Annotated in this window: 18 protein-coding genes and 1 pseudogene; 5 read left to right on the plus strand and 14 right to left on the minus strand. The window is 48.2% G+C overall.

Annotated elements, in window-relative coordinates; translation table 11 throughout:
• Positions 1–43: 43 nt before the first annotated feature.
• Together C3V36_04615 and C3V36_04620 are read right to left on the minus strand one after the other, a co-directional pair.
• Positions 44–3031 carry a hypothetical protein gene (locus tag C3V36_04615; protein AVM68591.1) on the minus strand — a complete coding sequence of 996 codons (2988 nt, stop codon included), beginning with the start codon at positions 3029–3031 and terminating at the stop codon, positions 44–46.
• A gap of 294 nt (positions 3032–3325) precedes the next feature.
• Positions 3326–6430, minus strand: coding sequence for a beta-galactosidase (locus C3V36_04620; GenBank protein ID AVM68592.1), 3105 nt, complete (start codon positions 6428–6430; stop codon positions 3326–3328).
• Between the two features lie 129 nt (positions 6431–6559).
• Here C3V36_04620 and C3V36_04625 point away from each other — a divergent pair, with 129 nt between their 5' ends.
• A complete protein-coding gene (locus tag C3V36_04625) occupies positions 6560–6850 on the plus strand; it encodes a hypothetical protein (protein AVM68593.1) in 291 nt (96 codons plus the stop codon).
• A 34-nt stretch (positions 6851–6884) separates the two neighbouring features.
• Here C3V36_04625 and C3V36_04630 read toward each other — a convergent pair whose 3' ends face one another.
• Positions 6885–7916 (minus strand): class II fructose-bisphosphate aldolase, encoded by a 1032-nt coding sequence (locus C3V36_04630; GenBank protein ID AVM70441.1) that lies wholly within the window; start codon positions 7914–7916, stop codon positions 6885–6887.
• A gap of 276 nt (positions 7917–8192) precedes the next feature.
• Here C3V36_04630 and C3V36_04635 point away from each other — a divergent pair, with 276 nt between their 5' ends.
• Positions 8193–9260 carry an undecaprenyldiphospho-muramoylpentapeptide beta-N-acetylglucosaminyltransferase gene (locus C3V36_04635; protein AVM68594.1) on the plus strand — a complete coding sequence of 356 codons (1068 nt, stop codon included), beginning with the start codon at positions 8193–8195 and terminating at the stop codon, positions 9258–9260.
• Between the two features lie 301 nt (positions 9261–9561).
• Here the strand turns inward: C3V36_04635 and C3V36_04640 are convergent, their stop codons facing one another.
• From C3V36_04640 to C3V36_04665, 6 genes are all read right to left on the minus strand, one after another.
• The gene (locus C3V36_04640) at positions 9562–9789 is read right to left on the minus strand and encodes a hypothetical protein (GenBank protein AVM68595.1); all 228 of its coding nucleotides are present in this window, start codon (positions 9787–9789) and stop codon (positions 9562–9564) included.
• 151 nt (positions 9790–9940) lie between these two features.
• Complete coding sequence (locus tag C3V36_04645; protein AVM68596.1) at positions 9941–10921, minus strand: ribose-phosphate pyrophosphokinase; 981 nt, start codon at positions 10919–10921, stop codon at positions 9941–9943.
• A complete protein-coding gene (locus C3V36_04650) occupies positions 10918–12030 on the minus strand; it encodes a hypothetical protein (protein AVM68597.1) in 1113 nt (370 codons plus the stop codon). The genes C3V36_04645 and C3V36_04650 overlap by 4 nt, the downstream gene beginning before the upstream one ends.
• A gap of 222 nt (positions 12031–12252) precedes the next feature.
• The gene (locus tag C3V36_04655; protein AVM68598.1) at positions 12253–12546 is read right to left on the minus strand and encodes a septation protein SpoVG; all 294 of its coding nucleotides are present in this window, start codon (positions 12544–12546) and stop codon (positions 12253–12255) included.
• Between the two features lie 33 nt (positions 12547–12579).
• A complete protein-coding gene (locus C3V36_04660) occupies positions 12580–13551 on the minus strand; it encodes a pur operon repressor (protein AVM68599.1) in 972 nt (323 codons plus the stop codon).
• A gap of 10 nt (positions 13552–13561) precedes the next feature.
• On the minus strand, positions 13562–13762 hold the full coding sequence (locus tag C3V36_04665; protein ID AVM68600.1) for a hypothetical protein: 201 nt from the start codon (positions 13760–13762) through the stop codon (positions 13562–13564).
• A gap of 445 nt (positions 13763–14207) precedes the next feature.
• On the opposite strand from C3V36_04665, the gene murC reads away from it, so the two are divergent.
• The 3 genes from murC to C3V36_04680 all read left to right on the plus strand — a co-directional run bounded on the left by murC (position 14208) and on the right by C3V36_04680 (position 18245).
• Entirely contained in the window at positions 14208–15584 is a 1377-nt protein-coding gene (gene murC, locus C3V36_04670) for a UDP-N-acetylmuramate--L-alanine ligase (GenBank protein AVM68601.1), read from the plus strand.
• 295 nt (positions 15585–15879) lie between these two features.
• Entirely contained in the window at positions 15880–17253 is a 1374-nt protein-coding gene (locus C3V36_04675) for a hypothetical protein (GenBank protein AVM68602.1), read from the plus strand.
• A complete protein-coding gene (locus C3V36_04680; GenBank protein ID AVM68603.1) occupies positions 17250–18245 on the plus strand; it encodes a DNA replication protein DnaC in 996 nt (331 codons plus the stop codon). Before C3V36_04675 ends, C3V36_04680 begins: the two co-directional genes overlap by 4 nt.
• A 145-nt stretch (positions 18246–18390) precedes the next feature.
• On the opposite strand, the gene C3V36_04685 is transcribed toward C3V36_04680, so the two are convergent.
• The 5 genes and pseudogenes from C3V36_04685 to C3V36_04705 form a co-directional block, all read right to left on the minus strand.
• Positions 18391–18672: a type II toxin-antitoxin system mRNA interferase toxin, RelE/StbE family gene (locus C3V36_04685; GenBank protein ID AVM68604.1), complete on the minus strand. Its 282-nt coding sequence runs from the start codon at positions 18670–18672 to the stop codon at positions 18391–18393.
• Positions 18659–18943, minus strand: a complete 285-nt coding sequence (locus C3V36_04690) for a type II toxin-antitoxin system antitoxin, RelB/DinJ family (protein AVM68605.1) — start codon at positions 18941–18943, stop codon at positions 18659–18661. The genes C3V36_04685 and C3V36_04690 overlap by 14 nt, the downstream gene beginning before the upstream one ends.
• A gap of 45 nt (positions 18944–18988) precedes the next feature.
• Positions 18989–20863 (minus strand): annotated as a pseudogene (locus C3V36_04695) (hypothetical protein).
• A 161-nt stretch (positions 20864–21024) separates the two neighbouring features.
• Positions 21025–22896 carry a hypothetical protein gene (locus C3V36_04700; GenBank protein AVM68606.1) on the minus strand — a complete coding sequence of 624 codons (1872 nt, stop codon included), beginning with the start codon at positions 22894–22896 and terminating at the stop codon, positions 21025–21027.
• Between the two features lie 35 nt (positions 22897–22931).
• Positions 22932–24317 carry an asparagine--tRNA ligase gene (locus C3V36_04705; GenBank protein ID AVM68607.1) on the minus strand — a complete coding sequence of 462 codons (1386 nt, stop codon included), beginning with the start codon at positions 24315–24317 and terminating at the stop codon, positions 22932–22934.
• Positions 24318–24346: the final 29 nt, after the last annotated feature.

Raw genomic sequence — 24346 nt, forward strand, 5'->3', positions numbered from 1 at the left:
ATGGCTCTGGCCGCATCCGGTCTAAAAACGAGTTGATCGCTTCTTAGTTCCAGCTGCTGTCCCTGACTGCTTCAATCATCTCGGTGTCCGCTTCTAAGCGGTTGCCCGACAGATCACTGATGGTCTGAGTCTGGGTAATGCCGAAGTTATCGCCAAAGTTGGCTCCTGTCTTCGGTTGTACCTGCACAATTACTTCTCTGGCATCAGAGCCCGAAACTGCCGGCCGGCCGACAACCTTAAAGTCATCCGTACCGTCAATCCGGTAAGTTGCCGACGACAGGGAATTGGGATCAATTGCTTCCGTGTACTTAACCGACACATAATATGCTCCGCCGGACTTATAAGCAGTTGCCTGCTTTTTGCCGTCCTTGGTCAGTACCTTCGGTGCCACCTTATCTTCCATCACCTCAACCGTAAACCCGGCAATTTTAGCGTCATGCGAATCTTCCAGCACATTGGCGGCCACCGTCAGTTTCAAGTTTTTCGGTGAATAAACCGTCCGGGATAAGGTTACCTCAACCACCCGACTGTCATCGCCCTTGATGGTATAATCAACCACCCGCAGGTTTTCCGGCGATGTTAAGCTCTCGGTATTGTCATAGCTGAATTCCGGATTATTTAAAACAGTAATGCCGTCTGCCTTTAAAACATTGTGTAAGCTCCGGTTAAAGTGAATCTCAACCTTGCTGGTATCACCATCTTTGGTTAAGACTGCTTTGGTCATAACTGCCGCTACCACGCCGGTTAAAACCGTCGAAGTCTGGAAACCAAATGACGAGTTGCCTGCCAAATCGGTTACACCGCCAACAACCAGCTTCGTTGCTCCCAGATTATCCGCTACCTTCTTACCCAAAACTTCATCTAAAGTAATAATTACTGTCCGGTTGGTGTCGCCAAAGGCAAATCTTTGATCTTTCAGATTTTCCTTCCCGGCGCCGATTTCCAGATAATAATTTTTCGGATCCAAAGCGTTATCCGCTACTTCTTCATTGTAGTTGACATAAATCTCGCCGCCGACGATTTTGCTGCCGTCCATAACCGGTTTAAAATCAGCCGAAACCACACCATCAAAGGTTTTATCGGTGAATTCAATCGACCGGGTCTCAACCGACATTTCGTTGCGGCTTAAAGTATTGTCCTTAACACCGCGGATTTCTAAAATCGCCGATTTGTTCTTAATCTTGGAGAACCTCAAGGTAACCGTCTTGCCGCTTAAAGAAGCACTCGGCGTAGCCAGAGTCTTGCCGTTGCCGTCCATGATCTTATAGGTTCCGGCAGCCGACAAATCCTTATTATAGGTGATGACGATCTGCGTTTCCGACTGAACATCCACATTGTCAATCACCGGCGCGGAATGATCCGAGGTTACACTTAAATATTCGCGGAAATCCGAGAACTTATTGCCCCAGCTGTCCATAATCTGCAAAGCATTGACCTTGCCCAAAATATAGAATTCAGCCTGAGCCGGCAACGGGTAATTACCCGAGCTTAAACCGGTTGCAAAAACAACCCAAACCTTGCTGACATATTCGGTGCTGCTCACCTTTTGCTTCAGCGCCGAATCCTTATACACTTCCTTCGCCGTCTGATGCGGATAGGAATGATAGAAATGTTTCGCCGTAATGCCCTTGACCGGACGGTCAAATACCACTTCTACCTTGCCCTGGTCAGCTGCTACTACGCTGGCCGTCGGCGTGGAACTATCCGATTCATAAACTTTATCTTCCGAATAAAGAATATTGACATAGTTGGCAAAATCTTTCATATCGCTGGCTTCAAACCGATAAGCGGTACCTGTTTTAAAATTGCTGTAAACTTCAACATTAACCACATTGGCCCGAGCCGGGTCAATTTCCAGCTTTCTGGTAGAAATACTCGAGTTGCCCTGCATTACCTTAACTTTACCCAAAGTTTTAATCGGTTCATTAAAGGTAATTTTGACACTCTTGGGACCGGTAAATTCCACGCCCTGAACTTCCGGCGCGGCCGTATCCTGAGCAGTAAAGTCCTTTTCAGTTTTGCTGATAACCTGACCGGCCGTATCCTTGACATCTTTCACCGTCAGGACATAATCCTTTTTGTTTTCCAAAACAGAAGGATTGGCACTTTGCGATAAAGCCACACCTACGGTCAAAAGCACCGTCCGGTTATCGTCTTTGAGTGTTGCCTCGCTAATCGAGCGGGAACTGACTCCCTTGGCACCGGTTAATTTGTAATTAGCTACCCGCTTAGCGCTGTCGGCATCTACTTCCCGGCTGAACACAACTTCAATCTGACGCAGATTATTCGCCATCACGCTTGCAACTTCAAGCGTTTTCGGCCGCTCCTGCTCCAGCAGACCAACGCTGATGGCAGCTTCTTTTGTGACTTTGCCCTTGGCCACTAAGCGGTCAATCAGCCGGCCTTCATTGTTTTGCAGCTTGGCTTTCATGGCCGCGTACATAATTCTGGCCGCATCATCCTTGGTAAAGTTGCTGTCATTTTCGCTGTTGTCGGTTAAGATCCCGGCCTGTCTGGACAATTCTTCGGTGTTGTTCCAGGCTTTGGCTTCATCATAACCCAAAACCCGCAGCATAAAGGTTAAAAGCTGCTTTTTGGTCAACGGCTGAGTCGGTCCGAACTCTTTTCTTTGCATGTTCAGGCTGACACCATTGGTAATCTTATTTTCATAAGCCACTGCGGCAAAACCCTTCGCCCACGAATGCTTGTCCATGTCCACAAACGGATTGTCGGCGGCCTTTGACTTAACATCATCGTCCTTATACCCCAACGCCTTTAACACCATGGTGATACCAATCACCCGATCCAGTGTTTGGTTCAATTCTTCCTCGCTTACATTTAAAAGCAGTCCCAGCTTGTTGAGGTTCTTCGCCTCTTGGCTGGCTGCACTCACAAATGTCAGGCTTGACAGCATCAGCGCAAACGCCAGAACAAAACAAGTAAGCTTCCTTAACTTCTTCATAAAACCCTCCTTTAAAAAATTATACTGCAGCTGCCGAAAACCGGCCGGTAAAGTTCTGCCAGGCGCCAACCACTCCTTCCCTGTCCGCGCTTCGCCATAACCTTAATTGCACTTTTCCAGCAGCCGCTTGTCCGATGTCCTCATTCTAACATCGGAATCTACCCAAGTCAATCGCTTTGCCCCATCTTTAATCTGGCTGTAATATTATCATGGAATTGTAATGATAACATCGCCCAAAGGTTAAAATCCGATGTGAGTTTGCTTAAAAAAGGCTTTGTAACCTTTTACTCCGTCTAAAACATACACGTTCTGAATGCTCTGAACGGAGGACACACGGAGCATGCCGATATTAATGATCCCGCCTTATTCCCAGCCGCAGAAGCGAATTCGAAAACTCTTACGCCGGCCGGAAACATCCAGCAGATACTCGGGATGCGTCTTAGCTCCCCAGCTGTCATCGCCGCCTACGCCCATTTGCCCGGCAAAGACCCGTACCACCGTTTGATACGTCCGCGGCAATTCAAACGTATGCCGGGCATTTTCCACTTCATGCGGGGTATACGGTGTAACCGACAGGCCAAAGGGCTGACCAAAAAAGCACAGTCCGCCGCCCGATTGATTTTGCACCAGCGCGTAACGTACTTCCTGTTTGGCTCCCGACTCCTGCGGCCGAAGATACGGTGTCATATTCTCGGCTGCCCTGTTCTGATATATCCCTAACTTGGCGCCCGCCATTCGGTCGGCATAGCTTTCCTCCGGCCCCAAGCCGTACCAGGTCAGGCGGTCATACTCGGGATAGAGCCGGAACATTAAACCAAACTCCGGCATATCACCCAGCTCCGGCACAACCTCATAGCTCAGTTCCGCTTCCACCGTACCATCAGCCCAAATTTGCCAGACCACATCGCAGGTCGCCGCCGGTCTCGTCGGCAAAATATAGCGGTATACAATCTCCATCCGGCCGTCCTTTTCCTCGGCGGAAACCAGTCCCGATGTCAGGTCGTCCAGCCCGCCCTTGGTCATAATATATTGGCTGGCCAGCTTCCACTGACCGTAACGCTGCGGCATGGCATTACCATAGTCGTTATCCACCGGCGCCCGCCAAAAATTAGGCAAAACCGCTTCTTTCAGCATTTCCCTGCCGCCGTAGCGGTAAGAAACCAGACCGCCCTGTCCGCCACTGAATAAGACGGAAAAATGGTCTCCCCGCACCCCGATATTAAATCGGCTTTTAATCAAGCGCAGCTCTCCCTGCCGGTCAATCCTGAGCTGTGCCCGACAGTCGTCAATCTCACGGAAACTTCCAAACACCGCCTGTCCGAAAGCAACTTCATGCCCGGCTCTTGCCCAGACCGTATCTTCTTTCAGTTCCAGCGCCACAATCACGGTATATTCCCCATCCGCCTTCGGCACCGGCAGCGGCAGCGGAACGCTGGCCTCAGTCAGCGGCAAAACCTTAGTTTCGAAAGTTTTAACCGCCGTCAAGCAGCCGTTGCGGTAAAGCCTTTCCACCGCCTGGTACTGGTCGGAACAGGTAAACAGGCTCTTATTGATAATCTTTACTTTCGTTTCCGATACTACGAGCCGGAAGTTTTGATAATTATACTTGACCGCCTGCATTTTCGGCGTCGGCGTCCGGTCGGCAAACACAATTCCGTTGCCGGAGAAGTTGCCGTCATGCGGGCGCTCTCTGTGAGCGCCCCCGTAGGCCAGGTATTCCCCGCCAAAAGGATTGCGGGTGCGCACCGCCTGATCGACATAATCCCAGATAAAGCCGCCCTGATAAGCCGGACATTCTTCACTCAGGCGAATGTATTTATCCATCGCGCCATTGGAATTGCCCATGGCATGAGTATATTCGCATAAAATAAAGGGCTTGTCCGAGTGTTCCTGCAAAAACTCCCGTACCCGGTCAGCGGAGGTATACATCTGGGAATAAATATCCGAAGTATCCGGATAGCGGTCGTCATGCGCCGTTCCCTCATAATGAACCAGCCGGGTATCGTCCTGCCGGCGAATCCACTGGCTCATCTCAAAAATATTTTTGCCGCCGTAGGATTCATTGCCCATGGACCACAGCAGGATGGCCGGATGGTTCTTATCCCTTTGATACATTGAACTGACCCGGTCTAACACCGCCGGCAGCCACTCCGGCTTATTATCCGGCAAAACATTTTTCAGCTTTTCTTCATCTTTCTCATTTTTAGCCATTGTCCGCCAGGTACCATGCGTTTCCAAATTGGTTTCATCAATCAAATACAAGCCGAAAATATCACACAACCGGTAAAACGGCGAACTATTGGGATAATGGCTGGTGCGGACGGCATTGATATTGTTCCGCTTCATGGTGATAACATCGCGCAGCATATCCGCCTCAACCGGCACCCGCCCCCGGTCACAGCCAAACTCATGCCGATTGGTGCCGTGAAAAACAATGCGCTGACCATTCAGCTTCATCAAACCGCCATCCAGCTCAAACTGACGAAAACCGACCAACTGCGGAATATATTCGGCCACTTGCCCATCTCTCTCCAGTTCCAGCGTCAGCAGATAAAGATTGGGCGCTTCCGCACTCCACAGCGCAATATCTTTAATCTCGGCTTCGGCCTGAAGGTTCCCGACACAGCTGACGCTTTCCTGCCAAATCAGCGGCAAATCCACCGGCACTTTTTCCGCAATCCGGCCGTCATAAAAATCAAAAGCATAGCGGCGCAAAGACAAACGAGCCTGTCCGCTGCCCCAAACTTCTCCCGACACCGTTAATTTTCCGGTCTTGAAATCCGGTGCCGGCTGAGCCGTAATTTTCACATCATATAAGTGCAGATCCCCGGCTGCATATAAATAAACCTCCCGAAAAATACCGGAAAAGCGGAAAAAGTCCTGATCTTCCAGCCACGCAGCCGATGACCATTTATACACCCGCAGCGCCAGCTTGTTTTCTCCGGCCTGCAAATGCCCCGTCAGTTCATATTCCGACGGCGTAAAGCTATCCTCGCCATAGCCGATATACCGGCCGTTCAGCCAAATCTCCACCGCCTGCTCCACGCCTTGCAGGCTTAAAAAAACTCTTTGTCCGGCAAAACTTTCCGGCAAATGAAAATACTTAACATAGCTGGCCACCGGATTAAACTCCTCCGGCGCCTGCCCGGTCTTAACATCCTGCACACCCTTCCACGGATATTCGACATTGATATATTGCGGCGTGTCGTAGCCCTCCATTTGAATATGGGCCGGCACCGGGATATCCGGCCAGTTCCGGCAGCAGTACTCCGTTTTTTCAAAACCCTCCGGCGCCATATGCGGGTTGGGGGCATAAGCAAACTTCCACATGCCGTTTAAGGAATGATAAAAGCTGCTTTTTCCTTTTAAATATTCCGCTTCCGATGCATAAATCCGATGGTCGGAATGGGCGTTTAACCGGTTTTCCGCAAAAATCTGCGGATTGGTAACTCTTTCTGGTAGTTTCATGGCTCCTCCTTCTGACGATTGGTTACAGTTCCGGGAATTGGCTTTTCCCAAACTTGCCGGAACCGTAACATTATTTACTCAACTTTCCCATAGTCTTTTTTGACTCTATCCCGCTCGGAGAGCGGGTGCATGGACTCACTCTCGCGATTTGCTTTGCAAATCGCATTCCGTTCCTGTCCATGCAACGAGTCTAAAAAAGACTGTTCCGGCGAACATGGGAAAGTTGAGTTATTTAATATAAACTTAATTGGGCGGGCGCAGCCAGCTTCCGGTTTTCTGTCCGCCAAACTGCGATTTTGGCCAAAAGCGGCGCAGCGGCAGAAAAAAACAAAACCGCAAAAAAAGGCCTGCCGCTTCCGCAGGCGCAAAAACAGCCGCGCCCTATCCGCTTTTGGCAGGTCTTTTTCTTTTATTCTCTAACCGTTTTCATTTCCGCAATGGCGCGCAACAATATTTATTTGCCAAACATCGTGTGCCCGGATGAACGCAGAACATCACAGGCTTCCTTAATCCGATCGGCCATACCGGCTTCGGCCGCTTTCAGGTAAACACGGGGATCGTACTTTTTCTTGTTGCCGACTTCGCCTTCTACCTTCAGCACTTCATCGTAGTTACGGAACATATGGTCAACAATCGGCCGGGTAAAGGCGTATTGCGTATCGGTATCAATATTCATCTTCACCACGCCGTACTCCAATGTTTCATGAATATCAGCCAGCTCCGAACCGGAACCGCCGTGAAATACAAAATACGGCCGTGCCTTTTCTCCAAACTTAGCCAGCAGTGCATCCCGGCCGGCTGACAAAATTTTCGGCTTCAAAACCACATTGCCTGGCTTATAAACGCCGTGAGTGTTGCCAAAAGTAGCCGCCAGCATATAAAAGTCCGAAATCGGGCTAAGCGCCTCATACATGGCAATCATATCTTCCGGCGTAGTATACAGCTTATCCTTGTGGACACCGGAATTGTCCATGCCGTCCTCTTCACCGCCGAAGACACCGACTTCAATCTCCAAAATAATTTCGTTCTTGGTGCAGCGCGCGAGTAATTCCTTGGAAATCTTGATATTTTCCTCTAAAGAAATATCCGAGCCGTCAAACATATGGCTGCTGAACAAATTGGGCCGACCGCTTGCCCGGCGTTTTTCCGTTTCTTCAATCAGGGGCAGGACAAAGGAATCCAGCTTACTGCTGACGCAGTGGTCCGTATGCAGTGCAATATTAACGTCATAGCGCTCCGCCACCCGGTGAACATGCTCGGCAATCGAGATGGCACCCAGCACCGTATCCTTGACACAGGAGCCGGAAGCATGTGCACCGCCGCCGATGGAAACTTGAATGATACCGTCCGATTTTGCTTCTGAAAACGCCTTTAATGCAGCATTAGCACCTTCCAGATTAACTACGTTGATTGCCGGATAAGCAAAATGATTCTTTCTGGCTTTTTCCAGCATTGCTTGATATTGTTTATAATTTACAACTGGCATAAAAAACTCCTTTCGCGGGGTGGTGACTGCGCTCCCTTCAGGCAAAGCGCCGGCAATGACCACAATTAGTTGGTATAACTTCCTATTCTATTTTACCATATTTTGCCGGGAAAAGGAATAAAAGAATCAAATTTTTTCCGCTTGCCCCTTCCGCTATTCTCCTTTATAATAAAAAAGATATGGGAATCCCCAAAGGATAAGTAAGCCCTTTGCCGGCAAGTCCCGCCTAAATCCTCATGTTTTGACCTTTATAGCATAAATACAAGGAGCGCATCCATGAAAAAAATCGTTTTTACCGGCGGCGGCACCGCCGGGCATGTATCCCCCAATATTGCTTTGATTCAAAAGCTGAAAAGCCTTTATCCGGCAGAAGAACTGGAAATTTCGTATATCGGCGGCAAAGTCGGAATTGAAAAAGAAATGCTGCAGCCGGAAAATATAGCCTATTACGGCATTTCGTGCGGCAAGCTGCGGCGCTACCGCAGCCTGAAAAACCTAACCGATCCGTTTCGGGTACTGGCCGGCTTTTTTCAGGCGCTTCGCCTGCTGCACCGAAGCAGGCCCGATCTCCTTTTTTCCAAAGGCGGCTTCGTCGCGGTTCCGCCGGTGCTGGCTGCATTTTTTTGCCGGATTCCGGTCATCATTCATGAATCGGATTATTCACCGGGATTGGCAACCAAGATTTCAGCCAAAGTTGCCAACCGGATTTGCCTGACCTTTGAAGATACGCTCCGCTGCTTTCCTGCTAAAAAGGCCGTATGGACCGGAACGCCCATTCGCCGCCGGCTGCATGCCGGCAATGCCGCCGCCGGTTATGCTCTGACCGGCTTTCGCCCTGAAAAGCCGGTTGTTTTAGTGATGGGCGGCTCGCAGGGCTCACAGGCCATCAATCAAGCGCTTCTATCCGCCTTGCCGGAACTGACCAAGAGCCTGCAAATCGTCCACTTGGCCGGCAAGGGCAATGCCGCTGCTATGCCAAAAGAACAGAAGGGTTATGTCTGCTATGATTTCTTGTCTGGCGAGCTGGCTGATGTACTGGCCATTACCGATTTTGTGATTTCGCGGGCCGGCTCAAATGCGATTTTTGAGTTTTTAAGCCTGAAAAAGCCGATGCTGCTCATCCCGCTGCCACTTTCGGCCAGCCGCGGCGATCAGCTTTTAAACGCCGAATATTTTCAAAAAAGAGGCTACGCCTTAACGCTTCCCCAAGAAGAACTCAGCACCGACCGCCTAATTGCTGCCATTAGTGACCTGCAGGCCAAGCAGGCGGATTTTGCCGCCGCAATGCAGACCTCACCCGACGGAACCGACGCGGTACTGGCTGAAATTGAAAAATATTTATGATTTTAGAGATTCAAAATCATTTACTCCGTTACCCCAATATAAACTAAAGGGATTAGGCTATACAGATACTCAAATAGATATATTAAAATCTTATCAAAAAGGTAAAATTCTCTCTGAGCATGAACTTAGGGGAATTTCAGGAACATACACAGGTACTATAAAGTTAAAAAATTGTGGTACAAAATATGCTGAATTTTATTATGAATGGACATGGGATCATGCTCCAATAATTACGGCCTCTGATTCATTTGCGATGCGATGGTGTTCTGGACACGAATTTGATATAGATAGAAAATTTAGATTAGTTATTTTTATTGTTCTTATCCTTATTTTCTATTGCTGAAAGAATCAAATATGTACAACCAGAGATTAATGCACAAATAATCAAAGTACAAAATCCTATTGCACCTACTGCCAACTTACAGTCAACTTCTAAAGGAAAAGGAAAAAAATTAAAGGATGCGCCTATGTAAAAAACTATAATAACATCTAAAATAATTAAAAAAAATTTTATCTTGTTTTTTTTCATATTATCTCCTTTCTGCTTTTAAGCGCTCAAAGAACAAATCCGTTTTGGGCGCTTTTGCATGCTTTTCATAACAAACTCCGCTTTTTCTGAAGCAGCCAAACCGTTTATTTCCACGGTCTGGCTGTCCAGTAAAAGCGGAGTCAGTAAATGCTTAGTCTACATGCCGATAATTAAAGAGCTGCGACACCGAGCGGTTGTCATGAATGTTTAAAATAGCGTTTCCGAGCACTTCCGCCGCAGTCAGCTGGCGAATCTTAGGTATCCGCTTCTCCTCCGGCAGCTCAATCGTATCTAATGCCAAAAGCTCTTCAATAACGGAGTTCTGAATCCTTTCAATCGCCTGGCCGGATAAGACCGGATGCGTACAACAGGCCAGAACCCGTTTTGCACCCTGGTCTTTCAACGCCTGCGCGGCATTGACAATCGTACCGGCGGTATCAATCATATCATCGACAATAATGACATTCTTGTCCTTAACTTCACCGATAATGTTCATCACTTCGCTGACATTCGGTTCCGGCCGACGCTTATCAATAATGGCGATCGGCACGTTCAGTTCCGTCGCCAGCGCCCTGGTCCGCTTCACGGAACCGACATCGGGCGACACCATCACATATTCGTTTTCCCTGCCCTGAATCTTCTTCGAGTAATATTCCGCTAGCAACGGCCGGGCATACATATGATCCATCGGGATTGAAAAAAATCCCTGGATTTGAGAAGAATGCAAATCCATCGTCAGCACGCGGTCCGCACCCGCCGCCTGTAACAGGTCAGCCACCAGTCTGGCCGAAATCGGGTCTCTGGCCCTCGCCTTTCGGTCTTGCCGGGCGTAGCCGTAATAGGGCATAACCGCCGTAATCCGGCCGGCAGACGCCCTATGCAGTGCGTCGATCATAATCAGTAATTCCATCAGATGATCATTGACCGGATAAGAAGTCGGATTGATAATAAAACAATCCACACCCCGCACCATTTCTCCGATCTTGATAAAGGTTTCCCCGTCACTGAACTGACCAACCTCAGCTGCAGACAGCTCCATACCCAAATAATGGGCAATCTTTTCTGCTAAGCTGCGATTGGCATTGCCGGAAAAGATCTTTATCTTATCCATGTACTGGCCATGACTGCTCATTTGTTGTTGCCTCCTTTATAATTGCCTTTCCGATTAGTTACCCAATTTTCCTTGATTTGCTGCCGGGCTCTGGCAATGCCCAAACTGCCCGGCGGTAAATCTTCCGTAATGGTCGATCCGGCGGCAGTAAAAGCGCCCTCGCCAATCCGCACCGGTGATACCAAGTTAGTGTTGCAGCCAATAAAAGCATGGTCGCCGATGACCGACCGATGTTTTTCGATGCCGTCATAATTAACCAGCACCGTACCGCAGCCGAAATTCACCTCACGCCCGACATCGGCATCCCCGACATAGGTTAAATGCGAAATCATCGTATCCTCGCCAATGACCGAGTTTTTAATCTCGACAAAGTCACCGACCCGGACCCGGCTGCCAATCACCGATCCCGGCCGGATATAGCTGAACGGGCCAATATTACAGTCCTCCGCCACCTGACTATCTTCTATCCGGGATTGTGCTACCCGGCTGCCCCGGCCAACCTCCGCTCTGTCCCGGATATGACTGAACGGACCAATTTCACAGTCCGCCGCTACCCGGCTGTCCTCCAGCTGCGACTGCACAACCCGGCTGCCCCGGCCAATCTCAGCATTTGCCCGGATATGACTGAACGGACCGATCACGCAGTCCGCCGCAACTCGGCTGCTTGCCACATACGACTGCATTATCCTGCTGTTTTCGCCGATTTGCGCATCTTTAAGCTGACAATTCGACTCAACCGTACAGCCCGCCGCCAATACACTGCTTTCAATCTGCGATTGGCTTATCCGGCTACCCCGCCCAATCTCGGCATTTACAATCCAGCAGTCCGGTCCGATCCGGCAATCCGCCCCGATCTGGGTCTGACCCAGAATATGGGTGTTTGGATACAGTATACACCCAGCGGCAATCTCCACCGCGGGATCGATCCATACTGCCGTGATATCCGGAATCGTTACGCCCTGCCGCTGCAGCCGGCGATTGCGTTCCTGCGCAGACTCGGCCGCCGCTGCGGAAGACCCCGACTGCTCTGGCTTAAACTCTTTTTCTTCCGGCGCATCCTTTATCAGCGTTGTTTTCATTTTATTTCCTTTCCGCTTACTCATTATAAAAAAAACTGTCTTAAAAAGCAAGTCCCATTTTCCGTTTCAGCAGTTTTTATGATTTTTCCATAGGGAAAGCTGATGTCCGGTTATCCTGCATTTCAACAGCCGGCCTGACGAGAAGCTGGTTTGGCTATTTTAAACAAATGAAAAGCGAGAGCTTTCTGCTTTCCCGACTCTCGCTTTTGACTTGCAAAACTGTTTTTACTCCGGCGGCAAACACCCAAACTAAAACTCAGGATTATCCTCTGCTTATCCGGCGTAAGAGGCGACTTCTACAGCCTCTTCCTGTTTCAGAGTTTCCTGGTATTTGGCTAAAACCATCTCCTGCAACTGGTTTCTGGTTTCCGGATTAATCGGATGTGCGATGTCCTTAAACTCATTGTCCAACGCTCTCCGGCTGGGCATAGCAATAAAAAGCCCCTTTTTCCCCTCTATCACCTTGATGTCATGCACTACGAAAGCGTTATCAAAAGTAATCGACACGATCGCTTTCATTTTTCCGTCTTTGTCTATCTTTCGTATTCTAATATCCGTAATTTCCATGTGTTTCAGCTCCTTCTAGCAAAATTATCCGACTCATCTGGGGGTAATTCGTATCTTCCCGTCCCTTACACCATCATACTCAACCAGTGCCTGATAATTATCAATCGCCCTTTGCCTGGGCGCTCCCGTTACCATCACCACCGCAATTCCTGCTAATTCGGTATCTAATTCCTTCAGTAAATCCTTAACTGCATTTGCTGTTCCGCCCGCCCGCATAAAATCATCGACAAACAGTACCCGGCTTCCCCGATGCACGGCCTTAAGCGACACAGTCAAGGTTTTGATCTGGCCGCTGCTGCTGTCCGTATAATTTTTATAAAGGGAGGTACCTTCGGTCAGAACCGTTCTTTTTCGGATAATAACTAACGGTTTATTAGCCAGTCCGGCTATTCTGGTGGCCAACGGAATTCCTTTGGTTTCAATGGTTGCAACATAATCGATCGTCGACAAATCATAGTAGGAAAGAATGCCTTTGCTCATTTTCTCCAAAAGATTGGGGTCATAAAAAAGGTCATTCATGTACAATAGATCGCCCACGATAATCCTGTCCGTATCCTGTAATCGCCGACACAGTTCCTCTTTGAGCCTTTGTAAATCTTCCGGGCCGAAATAGGGCTGAAACATTACTCCGCCGGCCGCTCCGGCCGTGGTCAGAAGTTTTCCTTCTCTGGCTGTCTGCAAATAGCGTTCAATCTCAGCCAAATCCTCACTGATGGTCGACTTGGACGTGTTCCATTTGTCAGCAAAATATTGCAGGCGAAATTGACGATACGGATTTTCTGATAGTTCTTTAAGAATAAAACTGTAGCGAATCGGTTTGGGTAATTTTTCTGACGCCGTTTTGCTATCTGCTGTCTTTGTGTTCAATTTTATTATCCGCCTCCCTTCTTGCATCCATGATACTCCGGTTTTTAGGAAACAATGAACAGACGTTTCAACCCCCCGGCTCAAACGCCCAATCATAAAAGAAAGCCGATCGCTTTGTTCTTTGCGTATCAAACGCAACCTACCGCTTCTATCCCCGCCAAGCCTCAGTCCCCCCTTTTCTATCGAACAAAAGGGAAGCCTTCTTGCTTCTGTCTGCCCATGCCGGAAGGTTTATTTCCATGCCGCCAAACTTGCCTTCTACATAGACATGAGAAACATTTCTATCGCCTATATGCAAGAAGTTTTCTTGTTTGCCTGTGTGTGAAAAGTAACTTTCCGCATTTTCCACATGAATGCATCGTCTGTCCGCGCCTCCGCATAAACGCTTTCAAGCCTTTTTGCATGCACAGCAAAAAAGCCTGATTCTTCTTACACTTTGCACAGACGTACGGTCGGCTTGCATATCTGCATAGCCGCTTGACAAGGTTTTCACGATAATTCACCACAGCGAACCGCCTTTACTGCTTCTATTATATCACAAAATATTGGAATTGGAACATCTTTATAGAAACTTTTTATAAAATATGCATATATATACGTATTGCCTAGTTTTTTTCTTTCCAAAAATATAAATCGCCTTTTTCCCGTCATTTTTACTATTTTTCTGCATGTTTTTCATTCATTTTTTCGCGATTCAACTCCTTTTCATTTTTGCTTTTGTTTTACTTGAATAAATGAAACGTTCCCATTATAATAAGATAGTGTGATCAAACTTTATTTCAGGGGGGAAAATTATGCTGGACTCTCATCCGCTCGAACTTAAAAAACTAAAACATGTGCATTTTATCGGCATTGGCGGCATCAGTATGTCGGCGCTGGCCATGATGCTGAAAAACCAAAATATTTCGGTTTCCGGCTCGGACTTTCATGTCAGCCCGACAACCCAGTACCTGTCGGAACAGGGCGTGACTGTTGCTTTCGGCCACAACCCGGACAATATTCCGCCGGAGACGGATCTGGTCGTTTATACGGCGGCTATCGCCGGCGACAATCCTGAATATCTGGCCGCCCAAAAGCGGGGCATTCCCGAAATCTCACGAGCCAAATTATTGGGCCGGATCATGCAGGAATACGCCAAGTCAATCGCCGTTTCCGGAACGCATGGCAAAACCACGGTTACCTCCATGCTCAGCCATATTTTGCTGGCCGCCGATACTGATCCGACCATTACCGTCGGTGCATACTTAAATAAGCTGGCCGCTAATTACCGGATCGGTAATTCCGAGTATTTTCTGCTGGAAGCCTGCGAATACTGCAACAGCTTTCATAATTTTTTCCCGGCGGTATCCATCATTTTAAATATCTCCGAGGATCATCTTGACTTTTTTAAGGATTTAAAAGCCATTCAGGCTTCTTTTCATCAGTTTGGCCTGAATACGAAGGATGTGATTATTCTGCATTCTTCCCTGCTGGCCGTACCGGCTTTGACTGAGGGCTGGACGCAAAAGCTGATCAGCTTTGCTGAGGGTGGAGACTACCATGCCGAAAACCTCCGCTACCAGACGGACGGCACGCCGGAATTTGACGCTTTTTACCGGGATCGGCTGCTGGGGCATATTCAGCTGTCGGTATTTGGCAGGCATAATGTGTCCAACGCGCTGGCTGCCATCGCCGCCGCCGATACACTGGGGATTCCTTTTACCGCCGTCCAAAACGGCTTAGCCGAGTTTCACGGTGCCGACCGGCGCTTTCAGAAAAAAGGCTGCTTTGCCGGAATCGACGTGTACGACGATTATGCTCACCATCCGGAGGAAATCGCCGCCACCTTGCAGGCTGCCGAAAAGCTGCCGCATAAAAGGCTGTGGCTGATTTTTCAGCCGCATACCTATTCCCGGACCAAGCTCCTGTTCGATGACTTTGTTTCGGTTTTGCAAAAACCGGACTTCCTGATTTTAGCCGATATTTATGCCGCCCGTGAAAAAAATACTTACGGCATCCATTCCAAAGATTTGGCGGACGCTATTTCTGTTCATAATCCGAACGCTTATTATTTGGAATCTTTTGACGAAATCGAAAACTTTGTGCTGGAACACGCTGAGCCTGGCGACTTGTTGATAACCATGGGCGCGGGAGACATTTATTTTGTTGGCGAAGCACTGTTATCCTTTTAGTTTTCCACATTATCCACAGAGTTGTCAACAGATTGAACACAGGAAAAATCCTTTAAATACTTGACTTTTTGATTACATCCCTTTATTTTAAAGGATTTCTTCCTTTTTCCACATGTTCGAAATTTGAAAACCGGCAAAACAGTATTTTTTGCCGAGTTATCCACAGAATACACACGGCGTATTTTCTGTCGTCTGTTTATTCTAATATCAGACTTGAGAAAAACATCTCTTTCCCGCCAGGGAAAAGGGATTTCATTTGTTTTGCTTTTTTGCTGGCGCAAGGAAAGGAAATCCTATGATTCGTATGTTACCCACAAGTCACCGTTTTACTCCCGTTCCGGATTCCTTTATTTTGGAATCCATGTCCAAGATGAGCAGCACGGTGATTAAGGTTTATTTATTTTTGCTCTATCAATTTAATCACAATTATGAATATCTTGATTTGGACGAAATTGCCGACCGCCTGAATCTGACCGAAACCGATATTTTCCGAGCCATTCGCCATCTGACAAAGGAAAACCTTTTGCTGTCCGAAACAAAAGACGGCAAGTACCTCTCCGTCGCTCTGCCGGAGATTACTCCCCCGGCAGCCGAAAGCCTTTGCCGTCCGGAACATTCCGGTCATACCGCAGGCGGCGGTCCGGATTTTAATGACCATACTGCCGTCATTGCCGCTGACAGGATTGATTTGTCTGCGCCGGCTGTATCCGGGCTTTTCCCGGCACAGTCTAATCCTCTTCCCTCGGAAGTGCAGAAAAGTGCAACTACTGCAGTTCCTGCCGAAGCGCAGCCAGACTTTTTCGCCAGCCAGGCAGCAAACTCGGTTTCAGAGGAAAGTTTGACCGCGCCTAAAAAACCGGATGATTTGGTGTCAGAAGTTTATTCGCCGGTCGCTAAACCGGCCACAGCTGATACAGCCACGCCAGTTATGGCGCCGGCCGCCGGACCGGCTGAACATAGGCCGGCCTATTCGGCTGAGCTAATTGAGGATTTTGCCAAAAATAAAGACGGCGACCAGTTAATTTTTTACACGCAAACACTGCTCAAAAAAAATCTGACACCAAATGATCTCCATATTTTATTTGGTTTAAAGGATTGGCTGAAGATGAGCGATACTCTGATTTATTTCCTGATTGAACACTGCGCGGAAAGAAATCATACCCATTTAAGTTATATTGAAAAAATAGCAATTGACTGGCATGAAAAGCAAATTGAAACTGTCGAACAGGCTAAAGACTACCTGGCTTCTTACCCCAGCTATTATTATACAGTGCTGAAAGCTTACGGTATTTATAATCTGGCCCCGATTCCGGCTCAAATCAAAATGATTGACAAGTGGCTCAAGAACTACCAGCTGCCTATGGATTTGATTGTTTATGCCTGTGAAAAAACCATTTTGCAGGCCGGCAAGCCCGAGCTAAACTATACAGACAGCATTTTAAAGGCCTGGAAAGAAAAGCAACTCCTCAGCCGGGAACAGGTTGACCAGGCCGAAGCCAATAAGCCGAAAAAAGCGCCGACCCAAACTGCCGCCGGCCGCAGCACCAAACAGGCCGCCGCAGTCAAAACCACGACTTTTAACAACTATACTCAGCGCCGCGAAGATTATGACGCAATTGAAAAGAAAGCTCTCGCCATGCGGATTCAAAAAAAGGAGTCGGAACAATGAACTTACGCGAAAAATATTTACAGGAAGCCCTAAAGGAACTGGCCGAACGACGACAGCGCAATCAACGCATCACGGATCAGCGGCATGAACAGATTCGGAAAGAACTTCCGGAAATAGCAGCCTTACGCCGCCGGTTAGCCGAGCGAACTGCCGCACTGGTTCAGGAAACAATGGATTCGCCTCAAAAAAAAGCGGAATTTACCGAAGAATTAGCCGCCTTACAGCGCCAAACCGCTGACCGCACGGCTGCTCTTTTGCAGACGCATGCGCTGCCGGCCGATTTTATGGAACCGGTTTATGATTGTCCCGATTGCCGGGATACCGGCTTTTTACCGGATCAAAGCGCCTGTGCCTGCCTGAAAAAAGCCTTTATCAAGCGGGCCTACCAGCAGTCGAATTTAATCCTGACCCTAAAACGCCATAACTTTGCGGCCTTTTCCTTTACCGTTTATGATGAGGCGACCGACCCGGAATACGGCATCAGTCCGCGGGAGAATATGCGGACAATTCTTGACGTCTGCCGCCGGTTCGCCGCTGATTTCGGAACAGGAAGCCGCAATCTTTTGCTGCACGGCCCTTCCGGTCTCGGCAAGAGCTTTTTGTGCAGCTGCATTGCCAAAGAAGTTTTAGACAATGGCTTTTCTGTGATTTATTTGTCCGCTCCCGAATTTTTCGGCTTTTTTGAAAAATATCATTTTCACCACGGCGAGGAAACGGTTGATTACGACTTTTTGGAATCTTTATATGAATGTGATTTGCTGATTCTAGATGATTTGGGTACAGAAGTGATTTCCAGCGTGACCCAGTCCGACCTTTTTCAAACCATCAACCGGCGGATTAACGAGCAAAAATGTACGGTTATTTCCACCAATTTCTCAATCAGTCAGTTGTCCCAGGTTTACTCCGAGCGTATTACCTCCCGGATTTTAGGCGAATATGAGCCGCTTCTGTTCTTCGGCAGCGACATCCGCAAACGGAGATATATGCAATAAGAAAACACCGATAATTCGCTGCAAACGAATTATCGGTGCGCTTATCTGAACTTATTGTCGCAGAAAATCCTACTTGTTCCACTACCCCAACCGATAAGAAAGCCGCTAAAAATGTTAAATTCCTAACATTTTTAGCGGCTTTTGCTCATACAAATAAATCGCTATGCGTACCTGTGCGCATTAAATACAGTATCAGTTCTTCTTCCCTTAATTCATAAATCAAAAGCCAGTCCGGAGCAATATGACATTCCCTACAACCTTCATATTTTCCTGATAAGGTATGGTCTTTATATTTTTTATCCAATATTTTGCCCTCGGAAATCGTCGTAACCACCCTCTCGAGCAAGTTTAAATCATATCCTCGCTTTTCAGCTAATTTATAGTCTTTTTTAAATTTATTTGACGGAAAAATTTTATATTTCTTCATTTTCCATCTCTTTCATAAAATCTCGAAACGCAGCATACGTTTTTTTATTAGGGACATTATACATACTTCTTGTTTCTTCAATCGCTTCTATCGTTTCTGCATTAGGCATATTTTTTGATACTACAAAAGGAATCGCCTGTTCTCTGAGCGCCTGTTTTATAAAAATGATGACAGCGCTGGATAAATTTAAACCTAAATCTTGAAATAACTCGTCTGCCTGCTGCTTCATTTCTTTATCCATCTCAATGGTAACATTTACATTCTCCATCATACGCTCCTTTCCAATATATTTTTATTGATTTCCCCCTTTGTTCCGCTACCCCAACCCATAATGAAAAATCCGCGCCCGGCCGGTATAATCGGTCACCGCCATGGCTATCCGGGTAAAAAGGCGAAGTTTCTGCTTTAGCTGCTGTCTGGCCGCGGTAAAAAACGGGCGCTCGTCAATCAGCCTGAGTTTTGCTTCTTCACCGAACTGGCGGCCGCTGTTGACATAAAAATACATCTCAGCCGAAGCATTGCCGGTTCTTTTGACGTAGCGGTTGGCATAGCGCAGTCCGGTTTGATTGGCCGCGTCAAAAATTAACTCGCCCCGCGGGAAAAGCGCTTTCAGCTCTCCAATCAGCCGCAAAATATCGGTCTTATGAAAATACTGAAACACCCCCGACACAATCAAAAGACTGGGCCAGACGGTATTGATTCCTTGCGCCCACTCCTGTGGCCGAAACAAATCGCCGCCGGTCAGCACTTCTCTTGCCTGCTCGCCCAGCACCTGACGGCGGCCGGCAATCACCTCGGGTAAATCAATCTCATAAAAAACAGCCGTCTCACTTTTTATCCGGAAATAAGCCGTTTCCAGTCCTGCACCCAAATTGATGATATTGCACGGCCCGGCCGCCCGGCTGATAAAGTCCCTGGTCATTTGATCCAAATTGTAATATCTGGCTACGGAAGCCATCATCATATATTCAGTCGAAGTTTGTTCAATCTTATCATCCGGCAAATGCTCCTGCAAAGACAGCGCCATCTGGTCATAAAAATACTCCGGAAAACGTTTCGATACATAAATTCGCGCCGTCAGCGGAATAAATAAGGTATCGGCTACCCCTTTCATCTACTCATCTCCAAACTTAATCCCAATCAATCTGGCATTGCGCACAATCGTCGAATCCGGATTGACACTCTTGGTTTTACCCGCTATTTCCCGCAGCGGAGTAGCAACATATTCATTATTGCGAACCGACACCGTTACGCCGTAAGTTCCCTCTTTAATCAGCTTAGCGGCGTAAGCGCCGATATTGGTCGACAGCACCCGGTCATAGGGCGCAGGCGAACCGCCTCTTTGCTGATGCCCCGGCACACAGGCTCTGGTTTCAAACCGGCTCTTTTTATTCAGCTCATCCATCAGAAAATAGGCAACCGACGGATAACCCCAAGTTTTCCGATAGGCTTCAAAGTCCTCTTTTTTCATGGCCGCTTCCTGCTTGGTCTTTGCGCCCTCGGCTACCGCGATAATCGTAAAATCCTTACCCTCTCTGGTTCTTTTTTCAATTGCTGCAATCACCGATTCAATGCTGTAAGGAATTTCTGGCAGCAGAATTACATCCGCCCCGCCGGCCATACCGGCGTGCAGCGTCAACCAGCCGACCTTATTGCCCATAATCTCAATCACCATTACCCGGTCATGCGAATCGGCTGTCGTATGAATCCGGTCAATCACCTCGGTCGCGATATCAACCGCCGACTGAAAGCCAAAAGTTACGTCCGTGCCGTAAATATCATTATCAATCGTCTTGGGCAGACCGATTACATTTAATCCCTCTTCCGCCAGCAAATTAGCGTTTTTATGCGTTCCCTTGCCGCCCAAAGTCACCAAACAATCCAGCTTTAATTTCCGGTAGTTTTCCACCATCGCTTTGACTTTATCCACTCCGTCCTCTTCAATCACCCGCATTTTTTTAAAGGGTGTTCTGGCCGTGCCCAAAAAGGTACCGCCCAGCGTCAGCAGCCCGGAAAAATCCCGGGGCGTCATCTCCCGCCACTTGCCTTCTATCAGACCCTTATAGCCGTTTTCAATGCCGATAATCGTACAGTCCATCAATCCATACGCCGCCTTAGCCACGCCGCGAATAGTCGCGTTCAGTCCCGGACAGTCACCGCCGCTGGTTAAAATACCGATTCTTTTTTCCATTGATAAAGTCCTCCTTCCTTGCTTTTCTTCCTATTAAAATACGCGGCCATTCCCATTGGCACAAAGTTCCGCCGGCAATGCCGGTTTCACTTCCTTTTGTCATAAAGCCTGTCGATTTTGATTTCCCGGCCGCGTGTGATCTAAATCATTGCATAGACTGCCTACTTGCTTTGTTTGGAACTTTCCCCGCTTTCTTTATCCGGCTGATCCGGCACAGCCGCCTCCATCGGCGGCTCCTGTAACAGGATAATCTGCGGCAGCATCTCACCGAACAGCGTCATGGCAGCTTCCCGGGTATAAATCTTATCCAGGTACTGATGATAGGTGGTCATTAAATATTCCGCTCCGTCCGAAAGCTTGAGATAAATATACTTATCCTTATAGGAATAATAAACCGGCTTGACTCCGGCCGGCAGTTTCCCGGCATAAGACAACTCCTCCTCAATATTTTCCAAAGCATCGGCATCAATATAAATCAGCTTTGGATCCTCATAGCTGTCGGTATATAAGTTCAAATTAAAGGCGGCATCCTGTGCCTGCAGTTCCTGAATGTTTTTAAAATTGCTGGCAGTCGGCAGCCATTGATCATTGATCTTAGAAAAAGCAACCGCCTGCACATCCTGCGGCTTTTCCAGAAAAGACAGCAAAACAAAGGCATCTTTGCCGTCATCTTTCATATAGCGAATAAACAACTCCTCGGTTTTAAAGCTGGCTTTGAGTTTATCGCAAATCGCCTGCCAAACGGCACTGTCCCGCGTCAGTTCTCCGGCCGGGGGAACATCCCGCTGATAGCGGGCCAGATAGGTTTGCTCATCGGCCACAAAATAACTGTCTTCCTTGATGACAATATAGCTGGCGGCATCAACAATATAAAGCACTGCCGGCTTCTTATCTGCCATATCCAGTCCAAAATGCAGGCGGCGGCTGATGCTTTCGGAAATCGGCAGATTCCAGGCCGTAATCACATCGGCCACGCTTACCGTCCGCAAACTTTTTTTCAGGAAAGGATAGCCGCTATTATAAAACTCTCCGCCGGAGGTTTCCATCCAAGCATGCGCTGTCTTGAGAAGCTCCCGGCCATAGCGGCTGATCGACTGCGCAATTAAATCGCTCCGCTCTTCCAGCAGCTCATCCGCCGAATATTTACCCGCCAGAAAAGGATAGCGGACAAAAGTCTTTTCTAAAAGTTCCGCATTCATCAGCAGTAAAAGTTCTTTAAACAGAGAATCTTTCGCAAAATAAGAAGCTGCCAAATCCTTTTTCAATTCAGCCGCCGAAGCGGGATAGGAAGCCAGAAGGCTCACCAGTTTTTTCTGCCTTGCGCTGCCGGTTTCAAAAATATATTTCACCTCATTTTCCGGCAGGCTTTTCAGCTCCATCAGAATTTCATCCAAACCCTGCGCCGCCAGCCCCAGCTCAACCGTAACCGCCGTTTCCTCCTGCCGCCAGCCGCTGCACTCCCAGCCATAGCGCTGAAAATCTGCATCCGGAATCGGAAGCCCTTTCGGCAGCGACGTTTGCAGCATCAGATTTAAAGCTTTAAACAGCCCTCCCGGCAAAGGCAAACCCAGCTTCCCCAAGGCTTTCGGCTGCAGCCGGTAGGTAATAAGCGCCTCATCCTCCGCCGGTACAAGCGAATAAAGCACAGGAATATAAAATCCCTGTACTTTATAATTAATCATTGCTTTGCCCGCCGCCACGTCAAATTCCAAATTATACACATTTTTTTCCGTGGTCAGCGCTTGCCTCGTCAGTTCTTCATCAATCCGCACCAGCGGGATTTGCAAAGCAAAACCCTGCTCCGCCGCAGAAAGCCGGCTGAGCGCATCATTTTCGGCAAAATAATCGCTTAGCCCCCGGCCGGCTTGCTCTTTGACCGGAAAGGTATTAAACTGCAAAACAGAAACAAATAACCCCAGCAGCAAAATAAGACCCGCTGCCGCATATAGGGCAATTCGAGCCGCTTTTGCCGGGCGCTTTGATGCGGCCGCAGGAGTTTGCTCTTCCGTTATATTTTCCGGTTCTTTGTTCATTTTCTTTTCCTCTTTTTCTGCTCTTCTGCCGTGATTTACAGGCAATAGCCGGTCGTCCGCGGATAGGGGATTACGTCTCTGATATTGCTCATGCCGGTCACATACATCAACATCCGCTCAAAGCCAAGGCCATAGCCGGCATGGCGCGTGCTGCCGTATTTGCGCAGTTCTAAATACCAGCCGTATTCTTCCTCATTTAAGCCCTTTTCCCGAATCCGGCGCAGCAGTTCGTCATAATCATCCTCTCTCTGGCTGCCGCCGATAATCTCACCGATGGCCGGAACCAGCAAATCTGCCGCCGCTACGGTTTTGCCGTCCTCATTCAGCTTCATGTAAAAGGCCTTAATCTCTTTCGGATAATCGGTTACAAACACCGGTCGCTTGAAAATCTTTTCCGTCAAATAACGCTCGTGCTCGGTCTGCAAATCACAGCCCCAATAAACCGGATATTCAAAGCTTTCTTTGCTTTCCTGCAACAGTTTAACCGCCTCGGTATAAGTAACGCGGCCAAACTCGCTGCCAGCCACCAGATTCAGTCTTTCCAGCAAGCCCTTATCAACATATTCGTTGAAGAACTTCATTTCCTCCGGCGCATTTTCCAGTAAATCGCGGATAATAAACTTAATCATCGCCTCCGCTACTTCCATGTTGTCATTTAAATCGGCAAATGCCATTTCCGGCTCAATCATCCAAAACTCGGCGGCATGCCGGGTGGTGTTGGAGCGCTCGGCCCGGAAAGTCGGGCCAAAGGTATAAACATTGCGGAAAGCCTGCGCATAAGGCTCAACATTTAACTGACCGCTGACCGTCAAATTAACGGGCTTACCGAAAAAGTCCTCTTTCATATTGACCTTGCCGTTTTCCATCGGCGGATTATCAATCGGCAGGGTGGTGACCCGGAACATATCGCCCGCTCCTTCGGCATCACTTCCGGTGATAATTGGCGTATGGACATAAACAAAGCCCCGCTCCATGAAAAACTTATGAATGGCAAAAGCCATCAGCGAGCGCACCCGAAAGACTGCCATAAAGGTATTGGTCCGCATCCGCAAATGCTCCAGGCTTCTTAAAAACTCAAAGCTGTGCCGCTTCTTCTGCAAAGGATAATCCGGCGTGGATTCGCCTTCCACCAGGGCGCTTGCCGCCTGCACTTCAAAGGGCTGCTTCGCCTCCGGGGTAGCGATCAGTTTACCGGTGACAATAAGAGCCGCGCCGACGTTTTGCCGGGTAATTTCCTGATAATTAGGAAGCTCCGCACCGACCACAATCTGAATTGTCTGCAGGGTGGTACCGTCGTTTAAGACGACAAAGCCAAAGTTATTATTGGCTCTAATACTGCGCACCCAGCCGCCGATGGTTACTTCCCGGTCAATATACTTTTCCGGCTCTAAAAAAATATCCTTTACCAAATCCATCTTCATAATCCTGTTCTCCTTTTACTTTCCGCAAT

This window comes from Lachnospiraceae bacterium oral taxon 500 (assembly GCA_002999035.1).
Classification (GTDB): domain Bacteria; phylum Bacillota; class Clostridia; order Lachnospirales; family Vallitaleaceae; genus W11650.

Bases quoted from the DNA above. Each gene is read 5' to 3' on its own strand.
- C3V36_04705 (AVM68607.1), bottom strand. From the start codon at position 24,317: ATGAAGATGGATTTGGTAAAGGATATTTTTTTAGAGCCGGAAAAGTAT.
- C3V36_04645 (AVM68596.1), bottom strand. From the start codon at position 10,921: ATGAGCAGTCATGGCCAGTACATGGATAAGATAAAGATCTTTTCCGGC.
- C3V36_04640 (AVM68595.1), bottom strand. From the start codon at position 9,789: ATGAAAAAAAACAAGATAAAATTTTTTTTAATTATTTTAGATGTTATT.
- C3V36_04635 (AVM68594.1), top strand. From the start codon at position 8,193: ATGAAAAAAATCGTTTTTACCGGCGGCGGCACCGCCGGGCATGTATCC.
- C3V36_04675 (AVM68602.1), top strand. From the start codon at position 15,880: ATGATTCGTATGTTACCCACAAGTCACCGTTTTACTCCCGTTCCGGAT.
- C3V36_04655 (AVM68598.1), bottom strand. From the start codon at position 12,546: ATGGAAATTACGGATATTAGAATACGAAAGATAGACAAAGACGGAAAA.
- C3V36_04620 (AVM68592.1), bottom strand. From the start codon at position 6,430: ATGAAACTACCAGAAAGAGTTACCAATCCGCAGATTTTTGCGGAAAAC.
- murC (AVM68601.1), top strand. From the start codon at position 14,208: ATGCTGGACTCTCATCCGCTCGAACTTAAAAAACTAAAACATGTGCAT.
- C3V36_04690 (AVM68605.1), bottom strand. From the start codon at position 18,943: ATGATGGAGAATGTAAATGTTACCATTGAGATGGATAAAGAAATGAAG.
- C3V36_04700 (AVM68606.1), bottom strand. From the start codon at position 22,896: ATGAACAAAGAACCGGAAAATATAACGGAAGAGCAAACTCCTGCGGCC.
- C3V36_04625 (AVM68593.1), top strand. From the start codon at position 6,560: ATGGACTCACTCTCGCGATTTGCTTTGCAAATCGCATTCCGTTCCTGT.
- C3V36_04680 (AVM68603.1), top strand. From the start codon at position 17,250: ATGAACTTACGCGAAAAATATTTACAGGAAGCCCTAAAGGAACTGGCC.
- C3V36_04630 (AVM70441.1), bottom strand. From the start codon at position 7,916: ATGCCAGTTGTAAATTATAAACAATATCAAGCAATGCTGGAAAAAGCC.
- C3V36_04685 (AVM68604.1), bottom strand. From the start codon at position 18,672: ATGAAGAAATATAAAATTTTTCCGTCAAATAAATTTAAAAAAGACTAT.